Here is a 20,223-nt window from a genome sequence, read left to right as displayed (position 1 = left end):
GTCATTACTGGACTAGGTACAAGGTGATGAACACGCCGACCCAGATCAAGTCGACGAAGTGCCAGTAGTAGGAAGTCACCATTGCGGCAGTTGCCTGTGCAGGTGTGAACTTCGACTTGGACACACGCAGCATCACGACAATGAAGGCGATAATGCCTGCTGTTACGTGAGCCATGTGGAAGCCGGTAATGATGTAGAACACCGAACCATAGACACTGCTCTGGATGGTTACACCGTGATGGATCATCTCGTACCATTCGAAGGCAACCAAGCCCAAGAAGATCACGCCGAGAAGGATCGTGATGGTGAACCATTTCCTCAGCCCGTATACGTCACCCCTTTCTGCAGCGAAGACGCCGAACTGCGATGTGATAGAAGAGGTGATCAAGATGACGGTAATAATTGCACCGTAGAGGACGTTCAGGTTTGCTGTCTGAACCTCCCAGTCACCAGTTGCTATGCCGTTCGCGCGCGATGTGAAGTACATCGCGAAAAGCCCAGCGAAGAACATCAATTCCTGCGCCATGAACAGGATGGTACCCACGCTGACCATATTTGGTCGGTTCAGCACGGGCACACGCTGTTGCTGCGCAGCCGTTTTGTCATTAGAAATTGCGCTCGTCACGCATGTAAGTATGGCCGGTTTTAAACCTAAAGTCACCTTGTTCACCCCCGCCATTTTCCTGTTAGCAAGTCATGTACCTGCACTTTTACCCCAAACGAAAGTTGTAGAAAAGAGTTTTGCTAGGACGGGAACTTTTTAGTGCTTCCAAACGACGCGCCGTTAATGCTGGTCAATCCACTGTCAATACGTCCAACCCTGCAACCATGGCTCTCGAAATTTCGGCCTAGATTGACGTTTGAATTTTAAACTATGGCTCCTTAGTTCCGATTTGTGATGGAGCTAACAAATAATGGGGGTATGTTCCTGCAGGTTCCATACTTTCGGTTGACCCCGAGACGAAAGTCGGAAACGTCCCAGTTACCCCCTAGAACGATAGACCAGAAACCCACGGTGCCCATCACGAATTCGTGATGGGCACCGTGGGTTTTTCAGCAGAGAAGGCGATGGCTACCGGTACGAGTGTTGGCTCGAAATTAGTGCTTTTCCCGAGGGATGGAGAACTGCAGGTTTAGCATCGTCGTCGACCAGATAAGGCATACCCCACCAAATACCACGAGCCACAGCTGCCAGAAGGCAATGCCGGCACCAAGGATAAAGATAGAGCCTGACATCGCCAGTGGCCACACGGAGTTAGGGGCAAAGAAGCCCAGCACGCCAGCGCCGTCTTCGATCTCCGCCTCTTCCCAGTCTTCTGGGAGAACGTCTGCTCGACGCTCGGTGAAGTGGAGATAACCTCCCACCATGAGCGACATGACCATCGCGAGGATAATCGCGACACCACCCGCCCATTCGTAGCCGAAGAGGTACGCGTCATCACTAATCCAGCTAGTTCCAAGTGCGTACATAACCGCCATGATAGCCAGGAAGGCCGCTAGGCCGTAGAAGAGTTTTGCTGATGGTCCCATTGATTTTACCTAGCCCTTCTTAGACTCGCGCGTTGTTGTCTACGTAGTTCTGCTCGTCACGAGTACCGGTACGGTCAGAAACGAATGGATGGGTCGAAGTTGCATATGGAGCCTCGCCAATCGACGCTAGAGCCTCGGAGTTCGGTGCCTCCGGATTCTCAAGACGGTACTGCATATACTGCACGAACTGATCGCGTTCAACGACGCGCAGCTCAAAGTTCATCATTGCGTGATAGGTACCGCACATTTCTGCACAGCGACCAACAAACGCGCCAGTCTCATCGATGGATTCTACCTGGAAGCTACGCTCCTGCTGGTTAACCTCGGGGTGTGAGTAAACGTCACGTTTGAAAAGGAATTCTGGCACCCAGAACGAATGGTTAACATCGCCGGAAGCGAGTCGGAACTCGATCGGAGTATCCACCGGAAGAACCAAAACCGGTACTTCTTCAGTGGTACCCAGAGTCTCGATCTTGTTGAAGTTCAGGTACGACTGGTCGCCCTTGGACTGTCCATGAATTGGGTTTGCGTTGGGAGTACCCTCGGGATCGAAGCGAGTCTCGTCGGCACGCGCCTGACGCTCTTCATCTAGGCCAACATAGTCCTCGTTAGTGCCCGCCAGATCTGCGGCGACATTCGCGTAACCAAACTTCCAGTTCCACTGGAAACCAGTGACGTCAACGACAACCTCAGGGTTCTTGTCCTTAGCGATCACTTTCTGCTGTGTCTGGACAGTGAAGAAGAACAACACCATCACGATGACAATCGGTGCAATGGTCAACACCAACTCTAGTGGGATGTTGTATTGCAGCTGGTTCGGAAACTCACCGGCACCCTTCTCCTCTCGGCGCTTGCGGTTCCAACGGAAAATCGACACGAGGAAGATCGCCCACATAATGATGCCGATGATCCATGCCGTGACCCACACCCAGATCCAGAAGTTGTACATGCTCTGACCCTCTGGAGTTATCGGGTCTGGCCAACCCATGTCCAAAACGTTGGCCAACGCGTCCGGGGCTGCTACGTCACAGCCAGCTAGCGCTAGACCACCGAGCGCGATAGCGCTGACAGCGCCGAGCTTGCGCGCGAAGCCACCATTGTTTCGCTTTTCCACGTGTGTCTGCCTTCCTGTCCACACAACAAAAGTCTCGAAGTGCATTCGAGTTTTACTACCTACCTAGGATAGTTCACCGGCCCCACGCCTTTAATTCAATAGTAAAGATCAAACTTTCGATAGCTGAACGGGGATTATGCCGCGGTTACTAAACCACAGGCCATTATGCATCTACCCCCTCAAATGTTGCCACCACCCCGCACCCCATGTGATGTATGCCATATTTTGGATTTTTTGCGTGCATCAAAAGTTGCACCCCAATCGGGGACCAGCTAAAGGTGGAACCGAAAAACATCACCTTAACTGCCGATAAGTGCCTTACCGCCGTGCGCACTCCACCCCGTCAGGATCTTTTTGCATCTTCAGTCGGGTGGGAGATAATCCTTAGCCCAATGCGCGTAGACTGCTGTGGAGAACTGTTGAACTCGGGGCGCGCGCTCCCGACATTCTATACCTTATATATAGGAGCAATTTTTAAGCTATGTGTGGTCTACTAGGAATGCTGACCAGTCGCGGCAACGCCACAGACTATGTTGACGCCGTGGAACAGGGCCTGCCGTGCATGCGCCACCGTGGCCCGGATGGTGCGGGCACGTGGAATGATGAATCGGTCGTGTTCGGTTTTAATCGCCTTGCGATTATTGACTTAGCGCACTCCCATCAGCCTTTACACTGGGGCCCTGTAGATGCACCGGAACGCTACACGTTGGTTTTCAACGGCGAGATCTACAACTTCGTTGAGCTTCGCGCTCAGCTCCAAGCCGCCGGCTACGAATTCAAGACTTCGGGCGACTCCGAAACCATCGTCGTTGGGTACCACCACTGGGGCAAGGATGTTGTCCAGCACCTGCGTGGCATGTTTGCTTTCCTGATCTGGGATACGGAAACCCAGACTCTGTTTGCGGCCCGCGATCAGTTCGGTATCAAGCCTTTGTACTACGCCACGACCGAAGCGGGAACAGTGTTCGGGTCTGAAAAGAAGTCGATCCTGGAAATGGCCGATCAGATCGGTCTAGGCCTTGAGCTTGATAAGCGCGCCATCGAACACTATGTTGATCTGCAATATGTTCCGGAACCAGAGTCCCTTCATAAGGAAATTCGCCGAGTAGAGTCCGGCTGCCATGTCACAATGCAGGCCGGTGAACGGGTCGAAGCGGTGCGCTACTTCAATCCGCAGTTCCAGACAGTTCCGGTACCGAAAGATAGGGAGCAGGCCCTCTTCGACAGGATCGCTCGAGTGTTGGATGATTCCGTCGAAAAGCACATGCGTGCAGACGTCACTGTCGGCTCGTTCCTCTCCGGCGGTATCGACTCGACCGCGATCGCTGCGCTGGCTAAGAAGTACAATCCGAATCTGCTTACCTTCACTACCGGTTTTGAACGCAAGGGCTACTCAGAGGTGGATGTCGCCGCAGAGTCTGCGGAGGCAATCGGGGCAGAGCACATCGTCAAGATCGTGTCACCGGAAGAATACGCCGACGCCATTCCGAAAATCATGTGGTATCTGGATGATCCCGTGGCCGACCCCTCCTTGGTTCCGCTGTACTTCGTGGCACAAGAAGCACGCAAGCACGTCAAGGTGGTCCTGTCCGGAGAAGGAGCAGACGAGCTGTTCGGCGGTTATACCATCTACAAAGAGCCGTTATCGCTAACACCGTTTGAAAAAGTTCCGGCCCCCCTTCGCAAGGGCTTAGGTCAGCTTTCGCGCATCTTGCCTGATGGTATGAAGGGCAAGTCTTTGCTTGAACGCGGCAGCCAGCCGATGGAGACGCGCTACTACGGCAATGCGCGCAACTTTAATTGGCAGCAGCTGCAGCGCGTCTTGCCGTGGGCGAAGCCGGAGTGGGATCACCGCGAAGTCACCGCCCCGATTTACCGTGCTTCCGCAGCAGCAGACATGGATCCGGTTGCCCGCATGCAGCACCTCGACCTGTTTACTTGGATGCGTGGCGATATCTTGGTGAAGGCCGATAAAATCAATATGGCTAACTCGCTTGAGCTGCGCGTTCCATTCCTTGACAAAGAAGTATTCGAGGTGGCGCAGACCATCCCGTACCACCTCAAGATTGCTAATGGTACGACAAAGTACGCTTTACGACGAGCACTTGAGCAGATCGTCCCAGCCCACGTTCTGCACCGCAAGAAGCTGGGCTTCCCAGTTCCGATGCGCCATTGGCTGGCCGGTGACGAACTCTTTGGCTGGGCCCAAGACACTATCAATGAGTCTCAGACCGAAGACATCTTCAACAAGCCAGAGGTTTTGGAAATGTTGAAGGAGCACCGCGATGGAATCTCCGACCACTCGCGTCGCCTCTGGACTGTTCTTGCGTTCATGGTGTGGCACGGGATATTCGTCGAAAAGCGAATCGACCCAAAAATTGAGCAGAAAAACTATCCGATCGATCTGTAGGAACGCTGACGCAAACCGTAGGCCCGTGACATATTCTTGTCACGGGCCTTGTGCTGCTGTAAGAGTGCAAAACCGATTTTTAGTTAAATGAGTCGCCGCAGGCGCAGGCGCCACCTGCGTTCGGGTTGTCGATGGTGAAGCCCTGAGCCTCAATCGAGTCCGCGAAGTCAATGGTTGCTCCTGCCAGGTATGGCACGCTCATCTTATCCACGACCAGCCGGACACCACCAACGAAGTCTTCCTTATCGCCATCGAGCTCACGATCATCAAAGTAGAGCTGGTAGCGCAAGCCAGCGCAGCCACCCGGCTGGACGGCGATTCGGAGGGAGAGATCGTCGCGACCTTCCTGGTCGAGTAGTGCCTTTGCCTTAGCAGCGGCGTCGTCGGTGAGGATGACACCGGTAGAGGAGGTAGGTGCGGTCATGATGGTCTCCTTAAAACTATGCTTCCTTATTTAAACGGTCCAGCCCGAGTTTAACCCCGTGTTAGCAGTCCACAGTACACGCGTTCGGGGAGAAACGGTAGGGCTACACCGTCAACAACGCCAATGATACGACCCGTATTCCCGATTTTCTTACCGGCCTTGTAGCCTAGTAATCGTGAAACTTCCCTGGCAGAAAAAAGATGACAACAAGTCCGGCAGCACTTCTTCAGGCTTGAATGATTCAACAAACCCGTCGCCGGAGTCGACGTCGCCGACAAACGCTCAGCGTCCCCTGCCAAAGGGCTATACCCCGCCGAAGGGAAGGCCCACGCCCAAGCGCCGTGAGCAAGAGATAGCCCGCGGCGTGGTCCGCGACCCCAATGCACTCAGCCCAGCGGAAGCCGCGCAACGCCATAAAGAACTAAAAAAGTCGATGACGAAAAAAGAGTGGCGCGAATACAAGAAGAAAAATCGTGAAGAAAACCGCGAGCAAAACCGCGAGATCCAACGTCGCATGAACGAAGGCGACGAACGCTTCCTCCTCGATCGCGACAAAGGCGATGTGCGCCGCTACATTCGTGACTGGGTGGATTCGCGCCGGTTCTTCACAAATTGGGCGATGCCATTCATGATTGTGCTGCTGATCGTCATGGTGTTGAGCTCGTGGTTCCCCGCCCTTTCGGTAGTGGTGACAGGCGCGTCGATGCTGCTCATCCTGGGATTGTTTGGTGAGGGCCTGTATATCGGCAAAGCAGCCAATAAGGCCGCCAGGGAGAAATTCCCGAATGCTACCGACATCGGTTTCGGTACCGGTATGTACGCGTACTCGCGCGCTTCCCAGCCGCGGAAGTGGCGCACCCCTAAGCCTCAGGTGGAGATTGGTAGCACTGTTTAGCGCCGGGAACGGGCTATGCTTGGATAAATAGTTCCATCGACATCGCCTTTTGGAGAGTGAATCCAGGTGTTTAACCCCGTCACCAGCCCTAATGAATCCATCCGCTCGACGGTGGCGGCCGCTGTAGCGTCCACTCCCCGCGGTGGATCTTTCGGGCGATTGGGTGACGCCGGAGCGTGGATAGCCGCCTGCCAAGGCAATGAAAGCCCGGTCCCTTTCGAGCAGGCGCGCACCATCGTTATCGCTGGGGACCATGGAATCGCCACACGTGGTGTTTCTGCGTTTCCTGTGGAGGCGTCAGTTGCCCAAGCCGAAGAGATCCAGGCTGGTGGTGGCCCAGTCCACACCATGGCCCGTGCTGCTGGTGCCGCGGTGCGCCTCGTCGACGTGTCATTGGACCGTGATAGCTGGGGAGAAGAACGCGTCTCCCGTTCGACTGGTGCCATCGATGTCGAAGACGCCATGAGCACTGAGCAGTTTGAGCGCGCTATCGGCATTGGCAAGCGATTGGCTGACCAAGAAATTGATGCTGGTGCCGACTTAATAGTTCCTGCAGATCTGGGCGTTGGCAACACCACCATTGCTGCGGCAGTTATCGGCGCGCTCACCCGGACTGAACCAGTCTTAGCGGTAGGCCCGGGTTCTGGTATTAACGATGAGGCATGGAAGACCAAGGTGTCCATCATCCGCGATGCAATGTTCCGCGTCCGCCACCTCCGTGACAACGTGCCCGCCGTGCTCACAGCAATCTCCGCCCCATGCTTCGTGGCATTGGGTGCGCTGATCGCCCAGTCTGCTGTGCGACGCACCCCAGTGCTTATCGACGGTGCCTACCCCGCCGTCGCAGCATATGTCGCAGAACGTCTGGCCCCAGGGACGAAGGATTGGTTGGCAGCAGGACAGCTATCCCCCGAGCCGTGTCACCTCATCAGCTTGCAGGCGCTGGATCTCACCCCCCTCATCGCTTTAGATATGTCTACTGGTCAAGGTGCCGGCGCGCTTGCCGCACTACCTTTGTTGAATTGCGCCGCCCAGTTAGTTGGCGATGAGATTGATGATTTGGTGCCGCGCTCCCGCGTAACTGTTGTCAAGGATGCTCCACACCCGTAAAGCGTGATCCCCTCGTCGTAAAGCGTGCGCATCGACGCACCGAAACGTTACTTTACCAGTGGATATACCCAGCCGTGGAGATCTTCGACTGTGCCGTGCTGAATGCCGGTGAGACGCTCGCGCATCGCCATGGTGATCTTTCCGGGCTCGTTGTTGTTCACCAGGAACTCGCCGTGGTTGGACAGCACTCGCCCCACCGGAGTGATCACAGCAGCGGTACCGCAGGCCATGGCCTCGCTCATCGCACCGGATCGAGCGTCGTCGGCCCATTCCTGCTTGTGAATGCGGCGCTCCTCAGTCTGATAACCCATGTCGCGCGCCACCTGAAGTAAGGAGTCACGCGTGATGCCAGGCAGCAGGGAGCCTGAAAGCGCTGGGGTGACAACCTTGGCGTTGTCGCCAGTTCCATAGACGAACATGAGGTTCATGCCGCCCATCTCTTCGATGTAGTTGTGTTCGATGCCGTCAAGCCACACCACCTGGTCACATCCCTTCTCCTCAGCCTGTGCCTGGGCCAGCAAGGAAGCTGCATAATTGCCGGCGAACTTCGCATCGCCGGTTCCCCCTGGCGCGGCGCGTGTGTAGTCCTCACTGAGCCACACGCTCACAGGCTTCAGGCCACCCTTGAAATAAGCGCCCGACGGAGAGGCGATCACGAAGAAGCGGTATGCATCCGCAGGCGAGACCCCCAAGGAAACCTCGGTGGAAATCATGAATGGACGCAGGTAAAGGCTGGCCTCTCCCCCGGCTGCTGGTACCCAGTCCTGGTCTGCGTCGACAAGCAGGCGCAGCGCTTCAAGAAAGTCTTCTACGGGGAGCTCGGGCATGGCCATGCGGCGCGCGGAGTACTGCATCCGCTTCGCGTTCTCCTCCGGGCGAAAAGTTGCAATCGTTCCGTCTGGCTGGCGGTAGGCTTTCAAGCCTTCGAAGATTGCCTGGCCATAGTGGAAGACCGTGGTCGCGGGGTCCATGGGGATGGACTCGTAGGGGCGCAGCTGCGCGTCATGCCAGCCTTTGTCCTCGGTCCAGTCGATGGTGATCATGTGGTCAGTAAATTTTTTTCCGAACTGCGGGTTTGCAAGGATCTCTTCCAGATCCTTGCCGGTAGTTGGGTGTGTGGTCTTTGTGATCTGAAATTCAAGAGAGGTCATGCGTTCCAACATACTCGCGCTGTGTCGGGCGTTGTCGATATGCTCGTGGGTACAACTAAGAAAGGAACGTATTCATGAGCTTTACCCTCCCGGTTACTGGAACCACGCTCACGCTCGGTTTTGCCGCGAAGGCACCGAAGCAACCCGAAACCCTCTTGATCCCTGTCACCAAAGGCGAGGCACTGGAGGTGCCCGTCACCCAGTTGGTGCCGAAGGGGCTGCTCGAAGCGCTAGAGCGCGTCGGCGCCACAGGAAAGCATGGCGAGGTCACGCGTGTGCTTTTCGACGATCAGCTGATTGTCGCGTTCGGCTTGGGGCATGCTGAGGAGCTTGACGACGACGCCGTGCGCCGTGCAGCCGGTGAACTTGGACGTTCTCTCACCGGTGTGCGGGAGGCCGTTATCTCTACCGAGTTTGGTGTAGCACCAATCGTGGAGGGCCTGCTGCTTGGTGGCTATACTTACGCCGGTTTTAAGGCAGCTGGCGATGAAGAGCAGAAGCCGGCTGTGGTCACTGTTGTGGGTGAGAAATCTGCCAAGGAAGAGTTCGAGACGGCCCAAATTGTAGCGGAGTCCGTGAATTTTGCCCGCGACTTGGTGAACACCCCAGCCAACCACCTCTACCCCGAGGTCTACGCGGAGCTAGTGCAGGCTGTGGGTAAAGAGGCGGGCCTCAAGGTTGAGGTACTGGATGAGAAGGCCTTGGAGAAGGGTGGTTATGGGGGCCTGATTGCGGTGGGCAAAGGATCTCACCGCCCACCCCGGCTGGTTCACCTCGAGTGGAAGCCCCGCCGCGCGAAGAAGAAGGTCGCGCTTGTGGGCAAGGGCATTACTTTCGACACTGGTGGTATCTCGCTGAAGCCTGGCTCCAAGATGGAGGACATGATCTCCGACATGGGTGGTTCCGCCATGATGCTGGGGGCCACCATTGCTGCGGCCCGCTTGGGAGTGCCGGTGCAGATTGATACGTGGCTGTCGATGGCAGAAAATATGCCTTCCGGCGGCGCAACCCGCCCGGGCGATGTGATCACCCACTACGGTGGCAAGACCTCCGAGATTATCAATACGGATGCTGAGGGCCGTGTGGTGCTTGCCGACGCGCTCGCGCGTGCTTCTGAGGAGAAACCAGATTATCTGATTGAGGCTTCTACTCTGACCGGTGCGCAGCTGGTGGCTTTGGGTGCTCGGACCGCTGGTGTGATGGGTAGCGATGAGTTCCGCGACCATGTTGCTGCTGTGGCCCGCGATGCCGGCGAGCCTGCTTGGGCGATGCCGCTGCCTGAGGAGACCGCGGATGATCTCAAGTCCCCGATTGCAGACGTGCGCAACTCCCACAGCTCGCGTTTTGCCGGCATGCTGGTAGCTGGCCGGTACATTGAGGCGTTTGTGGGCGAGGGCATTCAGTGGGCTCACGTTGATATTGCCGGACCTGCCTTTAATGGCGGCAGCGCGCACGCCTACACACCGAAGCGTGCAACGGGCTATGGCGTGCGCACCATTGTTGACGTGCTGCGGAGCCTTTCTTAAGTACTGCGAACGGGGTGTGCACCGGTTTACTAGTTGGGGTCTTCGCCGCGCTCGAATTTGGCGCGGCGTTCCCGCTGTTCGGCACGTTTGCGCAAGATGCGCTCCTGCTCTATTTTGCGGCGCATGCGATCAGGGTAGCCGGTCTCCTCCACGTCGTAGATGGGGATATTGAGCAGCTTCGCTACGGCGTCGATGCCTTTCGGACCTCCGATGCGGCGACGCGTGTGCTCACCATTTTCGTCGACAAGCACAACCGACATCTCGTTGACCATCGTTTCGGGTTCGACGAACCCCTCGACGAAGGCACGGCCTTTCACCCACTCGGCGAGGTAGGCACTATCTTCGGGGCGGATTGTCTCACCTGGACCGCGGGGAGGGGTCAGGGGTGAGGACTTTTTCTTGCGTCCGAAAAGGTTAAACACAATTATCCATCATACTTAGGTATGGGGGTAGTTTTAATTCGCCCCATCTATGCAAGGTTTATGCCCACAAAGTTTTGTCAACAGGTACTCTGGACGCATAAAGCTTCCGTTTAACTAATTTTCGAGGAGACTCAAAACATGGCGCACTCAGTTGAGATGCCCGAGCTGGGCGAATCCGTCACCGAAGGCACAATTACCACGTGGCTGAAGGAAGTCGGCGATACCGTCGAGGTCGACGAACCGTTGCTCGAGGTCTCTACCGACAAGGTTGACACCGAAATCCCGTCCCCTGTCGCTGGCGTGCTGCTAGAGATCAAGGCGGAGGAGGACGACACCGTCGAGGTCGGCGAAGTCATCGCCATCGTCGGTGATGAGGGCGATTCCGCCGACTCTGGCGCAGACGCAGCCGAGGAACAGGATGAGCCAGAAGAGAAAGACGAGCCAGAAGAGAAGGAAGAGAAGAAATCTTCCGGCAGTTCTGGGAAGGCTTCTGGCAAGGCCACCGACGTTGAGATGCCAGAACTTGGCGAGTCTGTCACCGAAGGCACCATCACCACGTGGCTGAAGGAAGTCGGCGACGAAGTCGAGGTCGACGAACCACTCCTTGAGGTCTCTACCGACAAGGTCGACACCGAAATCCCATCGCCTGTGGCAGGCACCCTGGTAGAAATCCTCGCTGAGGAAGACGACACCGTCGAGGTCGGCGAAGTCATCGCACGCATCGGCGACGCAGACGCTGCGGCCGCTGAGGATGAGGACGGCGATGTTCCTTCCGACGAGGCTATCGAAGAAGCTGAGTCCAAGGAAGACAACGCTACCGTTGACGAGGCGAAGGATGCCAAGCCGAAGAAGAAGTCCGGTGGCTCCGGTGAAGCTACCGATGTTGAGATGCCAGAACTTGGCGAGTCTGTCACCGAAGGCACCATCACCACGTGGCTGAAGGAAGTCGGCGACGAAGTCGAGGTCGACGAACCACTCCTTGAGGTCTCTACCGACAAAGTCGACACCGAAATCCCATCGCCTGTGGCAGGCACCCTGGTAGAAATCCTCGCCGAGGAAGACGACACCGTCGAAGTCGGCGAAGTCATCGCACGCATCGGCGACGCAGACGCTGCGGCCGACGCTGATGCAAGCGCTGATACTGACGACGCAGGTGCCGACGCTGACGAATCCGACGAGAAGGACAAGTCCGAGGAGAAGAAGTCCGAATCTCAGGAAGAAAAGCAGGAGGAAAAGCAGCCCGCCGCTAAGGATGAGCCGAAGCAGACTCCAGGATCGGAGAAGGTCAATAACTCCGGCAACGTTCCTTACGTCACTCCTTTGGTGCGCAAGCTGGCTGATAAGCACGGCGTTGACTTGAACTCGATTGAGGGCACCGGTGTTGGTGGCCGCATCCGTAAGCAGGATGTCTTGGCTGCGGCCAAGGATGATTCTGCAGCTTCAGAATCCGCAGACGCATCTAAGTCTGAACAGAAGGCTGCACCAAAGGGCTCTCGCGCTAACTGGTCCACCAAGTCTGTTGACCCAGAGAAGGCTGAGCTGATCGGCACCACCCAGAAGGTCAACCGGATCCGCGAGATCACCGCGACGAAGATGGTTGAGTCGCTGCAGACCACGGCACAGCTCACCCACGTTCAGGAAGTGGATGTCACCCGCGTCGCAGAGCTGCGTAAGAAAGCTAAGCCAGCTTTCGTCGAAAAGTACGGCGTGAACATCACCTACCTAGCGTTCTTTGTCAAGGCTACTGCTGAGGCTTTGGTCTCCCACCCGAATGTCAACGCGTCTTATAACGCTGAGGCGAAGGAGATCACCTACCACGAAGCTGTGAATATCGGTATCGCTGTGGACACCCCACAGGGTCTACTGGTGCCTGTGATCAAGGATGCTCAGAACCTCAACTTAGCTGAGATCGCGAAGGCTATCGCAGACCTGGCAGATCGCGCACGTAACAAGAAGCTGCGTCCGGATGACCTGTCTGGTGCAACCTTTACCGTGACCAACATTGGTTCCGAAGGTGCGCTGCTGGATACGCCGGTGCTCACTCCTCCCCAGGCAGGGATCCTGGGCACGGCTGCGATTGAGAAGCGCCCTGTCATCATCACTGAGGACGGCGTGGACTCCATCGCCATCCGCCAGATGTGCTACCTGCCGTTCACCTACGACCACCAGCTGGTTGACGGTGCAGACGCGGGTCGATTCGTCACTACCATCAAGGATCGCCTAGAGACCGGCGACTTTGAGGATGACCTCGGCCTGTAGTCCGGGCATAAGCGCTGCTACCGCCACCTCCCTACCCCTGGGAAGGTGGCGGTTTTGCATATATATACCAGTGTCCGTGCTGACAGAATATGATGAGAGGAACATCAATCACTCCCGACAATTAAGGAAGTTGTGCATGGCTCTGCCACACATTTCGGAATCATCCCCGTTTATCCACCGCCACCTCGGCCCAACGTCCAAGCAGCGCGACGAGATGCTGGGTGCTATCGGCTACGCAACCCTAGACGAGCTCATGGATGCCACTTTGCCCCCGAAGCTTACCGCCACGGAAGTTCCGGATCTTCCTCCGGCGCTTGCAGAGCACGAAGCACAACAGCGCCTCCGCGAGCTTGCAGGCAAGAACACCGTACTCAAGGCCTTCTACGGGCAGGGCTTTTCGACGACCATCACTCCCCCGGTGATCCGCCGCGGCGTGGTGGAAGACGCCGGTTGGTACACGGCGTACACCCCGTACCAGCCGGAGATTTCCCAGGGTCGCCTTGAGGCATTATTAAACTTCCAGACGATGGTCCAGGAGCTCACTGGTCTACCAATGTCGAATGCGTCGCTTCTCGACGAGGCTTCTGCCACGGCCGAAGCAATAGGGCTGATGAGCCGAGCTGTCAAAAAGGGCCGCCGCGTGATCTTGGATCAGCGCCTCCACCCCCAAGTGTTGGCTGTGGCCGCTGAGCGTGCCCGCGCCATCGATCTGGAGGTGGAGATCACCGCACTGGATTCCACACTGGTCGGTGAAGACCTTGTGGGGGTGGTAATTGCGTACCCAGGCACGGAGGGAGACATCAAGGACCCCCGCCCGGTTATCGATGCGATCCATAGCCGCGGTGGCTTGGCCGCGGTGGTGGCGGACCCGCTGGCGTTGATGGTGTTGGAGTCGCCCGGCGCGATGGGCGCAGACATTGTGGTTGGTTCCACGCAGCGGTTTGGTGTGCCCTTATTTTACGGCGGTCCGCATGCCGCTTATATGGCTGTCACGGATAAGTTGAAGCGCCAGATCCCTGGCCGCCTGGTGGGCGTGTCGAAGGATGCTGAAGGGGTGCCTGCGTACCGTTTGGCGCTGCAGGCTCGTGAGCAGCATATTCGCCGTGAACGCGCGACCAGTAATATTTGTACGGCGCAGGCGTTGCTGGCGGTTACGGCCTCCTTTTACGCGGTATACCATGGCCCTGAGGGTTTGACTGCGATTGCGCAGGATATTCACCAGTGGGCGGGCAGGTTTGCTGCGTCGGTTGCGCAGGCGGGGCTTTCTGTCAAGCATGAGCATTTCTTTGACACGGTTGCTATCGAGGTGCCGGGGCGTGCTGAGGGGATCGTCGATACGCTCGCTCAATCTGGTTACCTGGTGCGCGCGATTGATGCGGATACCGTTGGCGTGAGTTTCGGCGAGGGCACCTCGGAGCGTGACTTGGCCGCGCTGGTGGCTGGTTTTGGTATCACGGCGCTTGCCGACGATCACTCCTTCGAGTTGCCTGGGGAGCTTGCGCGAGCTGAGGCGCCTTTGCAGCACGAGGTGTTTAACACCTACCACTCGGAGACTCAGCTGATGCGCTATATCCGCATGCTGGGTGATAAGGATTTGGCGCTGGACCGAGCGATGATTCCGCTTGGTTCGTGCACGATGAAGCTGAATCCTACTGCGGGCTTGGAGGCGATTACGTGGCCTGGGTTTGCGGACGTGCACCCGTACACCCCTGATCAGTACACGCAGGGCTGGCGTGAGCTGATCGCGGAGTTGGAAGACTGGTTGGCGCAGTTGACGGGTTATGCGAAGGTGAGTGTGCAGCCGAATGCGGGTTCGCAGGGTGAGTTGGCTGGCTTGTTGGCGATTCGCCGCTACCACGAAGCCCAAGGGGACAGTGGGCGCGATATCTGTTTGATCCCGTCGTCGGCGCATGGTACGAATGCTGCTTCGGCCACCCTGGCAAACCTGCGGGTGGTGGTGGTCAAGACGGCCGATGATGGTTCTATCGACACCGCTGACTTAGACGCGAAGTTGGAGCAGTATGGCCCTCAGGTCGCAGCGATTATGATCACTTACCCGTCCACTCACGGTGTGTTTGATCCTGAGGTGCGCGAGGTGTGTGACAAGGTGCATGCGGCCGGCGGCCAGGTCTATATCGATGGCGCGAACATGAACGCGTTGACGGGTATTGCGCGCCCGGGTGATTTCGGTGGCGATGTCTCGCACCTGAACCTGCATAAGACGTTTACCATTCCGCACGGTGGCGGTGGCCCTGGTGTGGGCCCGATTGGTGTGGCAGAGCACCTCATTCCGTTCTTGCCGGCTGATCCGATAACCGTGGATGCCTCCGCCCCGGTACCTGTGGGTGAGGGCGTGCCGGTGGCTTCTACCAAGTTTGGTTCGGCGGGTGTGTTGCAGATTTCCTGGGCGTACATCGCTATGACGGGCTATGCGGGCCTGGCGCAGGCTACCGCGCATGCTGTCCTGGGCGCGAACTATATTTCGCGTATGCTTGCCGACGACTTCCCCACCCTCTACACCGGCAACGCTGGGTTGGTGGGCCACGAGTGCATCTTGGATTTACGCGATCTGACAGACAAGTCTGGGGTGACTGCGTTGGATGTATGTAAGCGCCTGATGGATTTTGGCTTCCACGCCCCTACCCTGGCTTTCCCGGTGGCGGGCACCGTGATGGTGGAGCCTACTGAGTCTGAGGACAAGGATGAGCTGGACCGTTTCATCACGGCGATGAAAACTATTCGTGCGGAGATCCAGGAGATTATTGATGGCAAGGTGGCCTACGAGGTGTCTGTGATTGCCCACGCACCGTTTACTGCTTTGTCTGTCAGCCGCAACGAGTGGGATTACTCTTTCGGCCGCGAGAAGGCCGCCTACCCGGTGGACACGTTGCGTCGCTGGAAGTATTTCCCACCGGTGCGCCGTATCGATGATGCCTATGGCGACCGCAACCTTGCGTGCTCCTGCCCACCTCCGGCCTTCTTCGATAGTGGAGACGCCACCGAATAGATGCTGATAGATGCTGATCGATGCCGTATAGATAAGGACTAACATAATGACTCAATCACCACTGCACGCCGTCCACGAGAAGCTGGGCGCAACGTTTACTGATTTCGGCGGCTGGGACATGCCGCTGAAGTATGACAACGAGCTGGACGAGCACCGCGCTGTCCGCAACGCCGTCGGTGTGTTCGATCTGTCCCACATGGGCGAGATTGCTGTTACCGGCCCCGACGCAGCTGCTTTTCTAGACTATGCGTTGATCTCGCAGCTCAGCACTCTGAAGCTGGGTAAGGCGAAATATTCCATGCTGGTCAACGAGCAGGGAGGCATTCTCGATGACTTGATCACTTACCGTTTGGGCCAGGAGGACTTCCTGGTGGTGCCTAACGCCTCGAATACTGACACTGTGTGGCAGGCTTTCCAGCAACGGGCTGAGGGTTTTGACGTCCGTCTGGATAATCAGTCGCGTGACACCGCGCTGGTAGCTGTCCAGGGGCCCGGCTCTGTGGCGTTGCTGCAGACCATGCTTGACGACGACCCCGACAAGCTCTCCTACTATTCAGCTGAACCTATGAGCTTGCAGGGCACCGACGTGTTGGTGGCACGCACCGGATACACCGGCGAGGACGGCTTCGAGCTTTACGTTGCTGCCGAAGACGCTTCCGTGGTGTGGGAGTACGTTGCCCCCGGAGCCACCCCCTGTGGTTTGGCGGCCCGCGATTCGCTGCGTCTCGAGGCCGCGATGCCGCTGTTTGGCAACGAGTTGTCCGAGCAGGTGACTCCGGTGGAGGCTGGCATGACGCGGGCGTTTGCGAAGAAGGACGCGGATTTCGTCGGCAAGCAAGCCCTCACCGGGCGCGAACCTGAGTTTGTGATTGCTGGTCTGACATCGGAGCAGCGTCGCGCTGCGCGCAGTGGTGCGGAGGTGTACCTGGCTGATCAGAAGATCGGCACGGTGACTTCAGGTCAGCCCTCGCCGACATTGGGCTACCCGGTGGCGCTGGCGCATCTGGCCCCAGAACATGCGGAAATCGGAACTGATGTTGAAATTGACATCCGCGGACGCCGTTATCCGTTTACTATTTCTACAACCCCGTTTTACTCTCGAAAGGATTAAGCACATGAGCATGCCCCAGGAATTTTCCTACTCCGAAGACCACGAATGGATCAACTCCACCCCCGAGGCCGCCACTGGCACTACCGTGCGTGTTGGCATTACCTCGGTGGCTACTGAACGTTTGGGCGAGGTTGTCTTTGCCGAGCTGCCTGAGGTGGGCGATACCGTCACCGCCGGCGAAACCTGCGGTGAGGTCGAATCTACCAAGAGCGTGTCTGACCTGTACTGCCCTGTCACCGGGACTGTGACCGCAGTGAATGACGCGGTGCACGATGGCTACGAGATCATTAACTCCGACCCATTCGGCGAAGGCTGGCTGTTTGAGGTGGAGGTCACCGAGGTTGGCCCACTGATGACTGCCGAGGAGTACGCGAAAGCAAACGGCGTGTCCTAAACTTCGGTGGCGTAACATCGGGCGGTATGACTGCACCGCGCGATCCGTTTTTCCCCGCAGACAAGTCCATTCGAGCCTCAGCTGAGCCACTTGATGTGCGTCGGTTGGGGCTTGTGGACTATCAACAGGCCTGGGACATGCAGGCTGAGATTGCGCGTGCGCGTGCCGACGATCAGGTGCCCGACACTGTGCTGGTGTTGCAGCACCCGAGTGTTTATACCGCTGGAAAGCGCACCCAACCTGAGGACCGCCCCACCAACGGGTTGCCGGTGATTGATGTGGACCGTGGTGGGCGTATCACGTGGCACGGTGAGGGCCAGCTGGTGGTCTACCCCATTCTCAAACTGGCGGACCCTGTCGATGTGGTCGACTACGTGCGCCGGCTCGAAGAAGCGATCATCCAAACGGTACGCCAGGTAGGTGTGGAATCTGCCGGGCGGATTGATGGGCGCAGTGGCGTGTGGGTGCCCGCTGAAGTGGCGGCAGCTGACCCGGTTGCACCGACGCGCGACCGCAAGATCTCCGCGCTGGGGATTCGCATCTCACGCGGGGTGACCATGCATGGGCTGGCGCTGAACTGCAACAATACTCTTGAGTACTACAGCCATATCGTGGCGTGTGGCATCGACGATGCAGACAACACCACCATGAGCTTAGAGCTGGGCCGCGAGGTCACCCCCGATGATGTCACGGACCCGTTATTGGCTGCGCTTGATGACGCATTGGCTGGCCGGCTCATCGTTGCAGACCACACGTTTAAAACGATGCCGGACCCCACGAAGGGTTTGCCGCGGCGTTAGGCCCCCTGCACTGAATCTGGTATTCGACACCCCAATCAAAGAAAGCTACGGTAAAGCGTGTGACTATTGCACCTGAAGGACGCCGGCTGCTACGCATTGAAGTACGCAACATGGAAACCCCGATTGAGTCGAAGCCGCGCTGGATTAGAAACGCTGTCAAGACTGGTCCCGAATATGAGGACATGAAGACCAAGGTGAAAGGCGCTGACCTGCACACTGTGTGTCAGGAGGCCGGTTGCCCTAACATTCACGAATGTTGGGAATCCCGCGAGGCTACCTTCCTGATCGGTGGGGCGAACTGCTCGCGCCGCTGCGACTTTTGTCAGATTAATTCCGCCAAGCCTGAACCGCTGGACGTGGAGGAACCCCAGCGTGTTGCTGAGTCTGTGCGTGGTATGAACCTGAATTACGCCACCATCACTGGTGTTACCCGCGACGACCTGGAGGATGAGGGTGCGTGGCTGTACGCCGAGGTGGTGCGCAAGATCCATGAGCTCAATCCGCATACCGGCGTGGAAAACCTCACCCCGGACTTCTCTGGTAAGCCTGATTTGCTGCAGGAAGTTTTCGAGGCACGCCCCGAGGTCTTTGCCCACAATCTGGAGACGGTGCCGCGCATCTTTCGCCGCATCCGCCCCGCCTTTCGCTATGACCGCTCCCTGGATGTGATCCGCCAGGCCCGCGACTTCGGCCTGATTACCAAGTCCAACCTGATTTTGGGGATGGGCGAAACACGCGAGGAAGTCATGCAAGCGTTACAAGACATGGTGGATGCTGGTACCGACATCATTACGATTACCCAGTACCTGCGCCCGGGCCCGAACTACCATCCGATTGAGCGTTGGGTAAAGCCTGAGGAGTTCATCGAGTACCGCGACGCCGCCTATGAGATGGGTTTCGGCGCTGTGATGGCCGGCCCGCTGGTGCGTTCCTCGTACCGCGCCGGCAAGCTCTACGTCGAGGCGATGGAGCACCGTGGCCTGGACCTGCCGGAGAACTTGCAGCATTTGAAGGAAACTTCGCAGGGTGCTACCGCCCAGGAAGCCTCAACCTTGTTGGAGAAGTATGGCCCGTCGAAGGATCATCCGGTTGGTGCTTCGCGCACTTAAGTCGCCTACGGTTGTTGCGGCAGTGCCCGTACGCGCTTAACGACGCCCCGCCCCGCACTTTTCGCTTCTTGCAGCAAGCAGCGCGGGGCTTTTTACGCATTTGCTCAGCGTCTGGCTAAAGTAGGGGCCATGGCTGAGTCGAAGAGTGCAAAGGCTGCCGAGAAGGCGGCGAAGAAGGAAGCGCGCCGAGCAAAACGCGCCAAGCGGAACCAAACGTTTTCCCAGATGTGGCAGGCGTTTAAGCTGCAGCGCAAGCGTGATAACAAGCTTGTACCGTATATGGTGCTCACGGTGGTTGTTGTGGCTGCTGTGTTCTTTCTCATCGGCCTGCTACTTAATCTTGAGTGGTTATTCCTCCTCTTTGGTATCCTCTTTGGACTGGTGGCCGCACTGTGGGTATTTACTCGCCGCCTAGAAAGTTCCATGTATGACGAGGTTGGCGATACCCCTGGTGCTGCCGGCTGGACGCTGGAAAACATGAAGAACACCGTGGGGATCGCCTGGGTGACCAAGACTGGTGTGGCTGCGAATCGTTCGATGGACACGATCCACCGCGTGGTGGGCAACCCCGGCGTGGTGCTTGTTGGCGAGGGCGACAAAAAACGCCTGAAGCCAATGATGGATAAGACGAATAAGCGTGTTGACCGCCTGCTGGCCGGCGTTCCTGTTTACGAGATTTACGTTGGCGAGGGCGAAGGCCAGGTTCCTCTGAAGAAGCTGCAGAAGGAAATGCTGAAGCTTCCTCGCAATTATAAGAAGGACGAGGTGTATGCCATCGCGGCGAAGTTAGATGCGATGGAGGCCGCCCACGGAGGCCAGATGGCTGGCCTGCCGAAAGGCCCCATGCCACGACAGGCCCAAAACATGGCAGGTATGAACCGCCGGATGCGCCGAATGCAGGAGCGCCGCGGCGGCAAGTAAGCCCCGGCTGGCGCTGTTTAGCCCTGGTTGGCCCCGGTTG

At 57.5% G+C, this 20,223-nt stretch carries 17 protein-coding genes; 11 read left to right on the top strand and 6 right to left on the bottom strand.

Annotation, left to right across the window (positions count from 1 at the left end; all coding sequences use genetic code 11):
* Positions 1-4: 4 nt before the first annotated feature.
* The 3 genes from ctaE to ctaC all read right to left on the bottom strand — a co-directional run bounded on the left by ctaE (position 5) and on the right by ctaC (position 2,644).
* Positions 5-625: an aa3-type cytochrome oxidase subunit III gene (gene ctaE, locus CKV99_RS03415; RefSeq protein ID WP_177178065.1), complete on the bottom strand. Its 621-nt coding sequence runs from the start codon at positions 623-625 to the stop codon at positions 5-7.
* A 473-nt stretch (positions 626-1,098) separates the two neighbouring features.
* A complete protein-coding gene (gene ctaF / locus CKV99_RS03410; RefSeq protein ID WP_092254446.1) occupies positions 1,099-1,530 on the bottom strand; it encodes an aa3-type cytochrome oxidase subunit IV in 432 nt (143 codons plus the stop codon).
* 19 nt (positions 1,531-1,549) lie between these two features.
* Positions 1,550-2,644, bottom strand: coding sequence for an aa3-type cytochrome oxidase subunit II (gene ctaC, locus CKV99_RS03405; protein WP_092255602.1), 1,095 nt, complete (start codon positions 2,642-2,644; stop codon positions 1,550-1,552).
* A 481-nt stretch (positions 2,645-3,125) separates the two neighbouring features.
* Here ctaC and asnB point away from each other — a divergent pair, with 481 nt between their 5' ends.
* Positions 3,126-5,054, top strand: a complete 1,929-nt coding sequence (gene asnB / locus CKV99_RS03400) for an asparagine synthase (glutamine-hydrolyzing) (RefSeq protein ID WP_092254443.1) — start codon at positions 3,126-3,128, stop codon at positions 5,052-5,054.
* A gap of 79 nt (positions 5,055-5,133) precedes the next feature.
* On the opposite strand, the gene CKV99_RS03395 is transcribed toward asnB, so the two are convergent.
* Positions 5,134-5,478, bottom strand: coding sequence for a HesB/IscA family protein (locus CKV99_RS03395; RefSeq protein ID WP_092254440.1), 345 nt, complete (start codon positions 5,476-5,478; stop codon positions 5,134-5,136).
* A gap of 175 nt (positions 5,479-5,653) precedes the next feature.
* On the opposite strand from CKV99_RS03395, the gene CKV99_RS03390 reads away from it, so the two are divergent.
* Entirely contained in the window at positions 5,654-6,373 is a 720-nt protein-coding gene (locus CKV99_RS03390) for a DUF3043 domain-containing protein (protein WP_092254437.1), read from the top strand.
* Positions 6,374-6,439: 66 nt separating this feature from the next.
* Complete coding sequence (locus CKV99_RS03385; RefSeq protein WP_092254434.1) at positions 6,440-7,483, top strand: nicotinate-nucleotide--dimethylbenzimidazole phosphoribosyltransferase; 1,044 nt, start codon at positions 6,440-6,442, stop codon at positions 7,481-7,483.
* 47 nt (positions 7,484-7,530) lie between these two features.
* Here CKV99_RS03385 and CKV99_RS03380 read toward each other — a convergent pair whose 3' ends face one another.
* Positions 7,531-8,634 carry a branched-chain amino acid aminotransferase gene (locus CKV99_RS03380; RefSeq protein ID WP_092254431.1) on the bottom strand — a complete coding sequence of 368 codons (1,104 nt, stop codon included), beginning with the start codon at positions 8,632-8,634 and terminating at the stop codon, positions 7,531-7,533.
* A 74-nt stretch (positions 8,635-8,708) separates the two neighbouring features.
* Here CKV99_RS03380 and CKV99_RS03375 point away from each other — a divergent pair, with 74 nt between their 5' ends.
* On the top strand, positions 8,709-10,160 hold the full coding sequence (locus CKV99_RS03375) for a leucyl aminopeptidase (protein WP_092254428.1): 1,452 nt from the start codon (positions 8,709-8,711) through the stop codon (positions 10,158-10,160).
* 29 nt (positions 10,161-10,189) lie between these two features.
* Here the strand turns inward: CKV99_RS03375 and CKV99_RS03370 are convergent, their stop codons facing one another.
* Positions 10,190-10,582 carry an oxidoreductase gene (locus tag CKV99_RS03370; protein ID WP_092254425.1) on the bottom strand — a complete coding sequence of 131 codons (393 nt, stop codon included), beginning with the start codon at positions 10,580-10,582 and terminating at the stop codon, positions 10,190-10,192.
* A 138-nt stretch (positions 10,583-10,720) separates the two neighbouring features.
* Here CKV99_RS03370 and sucB point away from each other — a divergent pair, with 138 nt between their 5' ends.
* The 7 genes from sucB to CKV99_RS03335 all read left to right on the top strand — a co-directional run bounded on the left by sucB (position 10,721) and on the right by CKV99_RS03335 (position 20,183).
* Positions 10,721-12,841, top strand: a complete 2,121-nt coding sequence (gene sucB / locus CKV99_RS03365) for a 2-oxoglutarate dehydrogenase, E2 component, dihydrolipoamide succinyltransferase (RefSeq protein ID WP_095114669.1) — start codon at positions 10,721-10,723, stop codon at positions 12,839-12,841.
* Between the two features lie 136 nt (positions 12,842-12,977).
* Positions 12,978-15,848 carry an aminomethyl-transferring glycine dehydrogenase gene (gene gcvP, locus CKV99_RS03360; protein ID WP_092254419.1) on the top strand — a complete coding sequence of 957 codons (2,871 nt, stop codon included), beginning with the start codon at positions 12,978-12,980 and terminating at the stop codon, positions 15,846-15,848.
* A gap of 46 nt (positions 15,849-15,894) precedes the next feature.
* On the top strand, positions 15,895-16,959 hold the full coding sequence (gene gcvT, locus CKV99_RS03355; RefSeq protein ID WP_092254416.1) for a glycine cleavage system aminomethyltransferase GcvT: 1,065 nt from the start codon (positions 15,895-15,897) through the stop codon (positions 16,957-16,959).
* A 4-nt stretch (positions 16,960-16,963) separates the two neighbouring features.
* The gene (gene gcvH / locus CKV99_RS03350; RefSeq protein WP_092254413.1) at positions 16,964-17,353 is read left to right on the top strand and encodes a glycine cleavage system protein GcvH; all 390 of its coding nucleotides are present in this window, start codon (positions 16,964-16,966) and stop codon (positions 17,351-17,353) included.
* 26 nt (positions 17,354-17,379) lie between these two features.
* Positions 17,380-18,153 carry a lipoyl(octanoyl) transferase LipB gene (lipB, locus tag CKV99_RS03345; RefSeq protein ID WP_092254410.1) on the top strand — a complete coding sequence of 258 codons (774 nt, stop codon included), beginning with the start codon at positions 17,380-17,382 and terminating at the stop codon, positions 18,151-18,153.
* Positions 18,154-18,212: 59 nt separating this feature from the next.
* Entirely contained in the window at positions 18,213-19,262 is a 1,050-nt protein-coding gene (lipA, locus tag CKV99_RS03340; protein WP_092254407.1) for a lipoyl synthase, read from the top strand.
* Positions 19,263-19,391: 129 nt separating this feature from the next.
* Positions 19,392-20,183: a DUF4191 domain-containing protein gene (locus tag CKV99_RS03335; protein WP_092254404.1), complete on the top strand. Its 792-nt coding sequence runs from the start codon at positions 19,392-19,394 to the stop codon at positions 20,181-20,183.
* The last annotated feature ends 40 nt before the right edge of the window (positions 20,184-20,223 follow it).

Origin of the sequence: Corynebacterium cystitidis, from assembly GCF_900187295.1 — a bacterium.
Taxonomy (GTDB): Bacteria; Actinomycetota; Actinomycetes; order Mycobacteriales; family Mycobacteriaceae; genus Corynebacterium; species Corynebacterium cystitidis.
The sequence above is the reverse complement of the archived record's forward strand: the minus strand, read 5'-3'. Positions and strand labels throughout refer to the sequence as shown.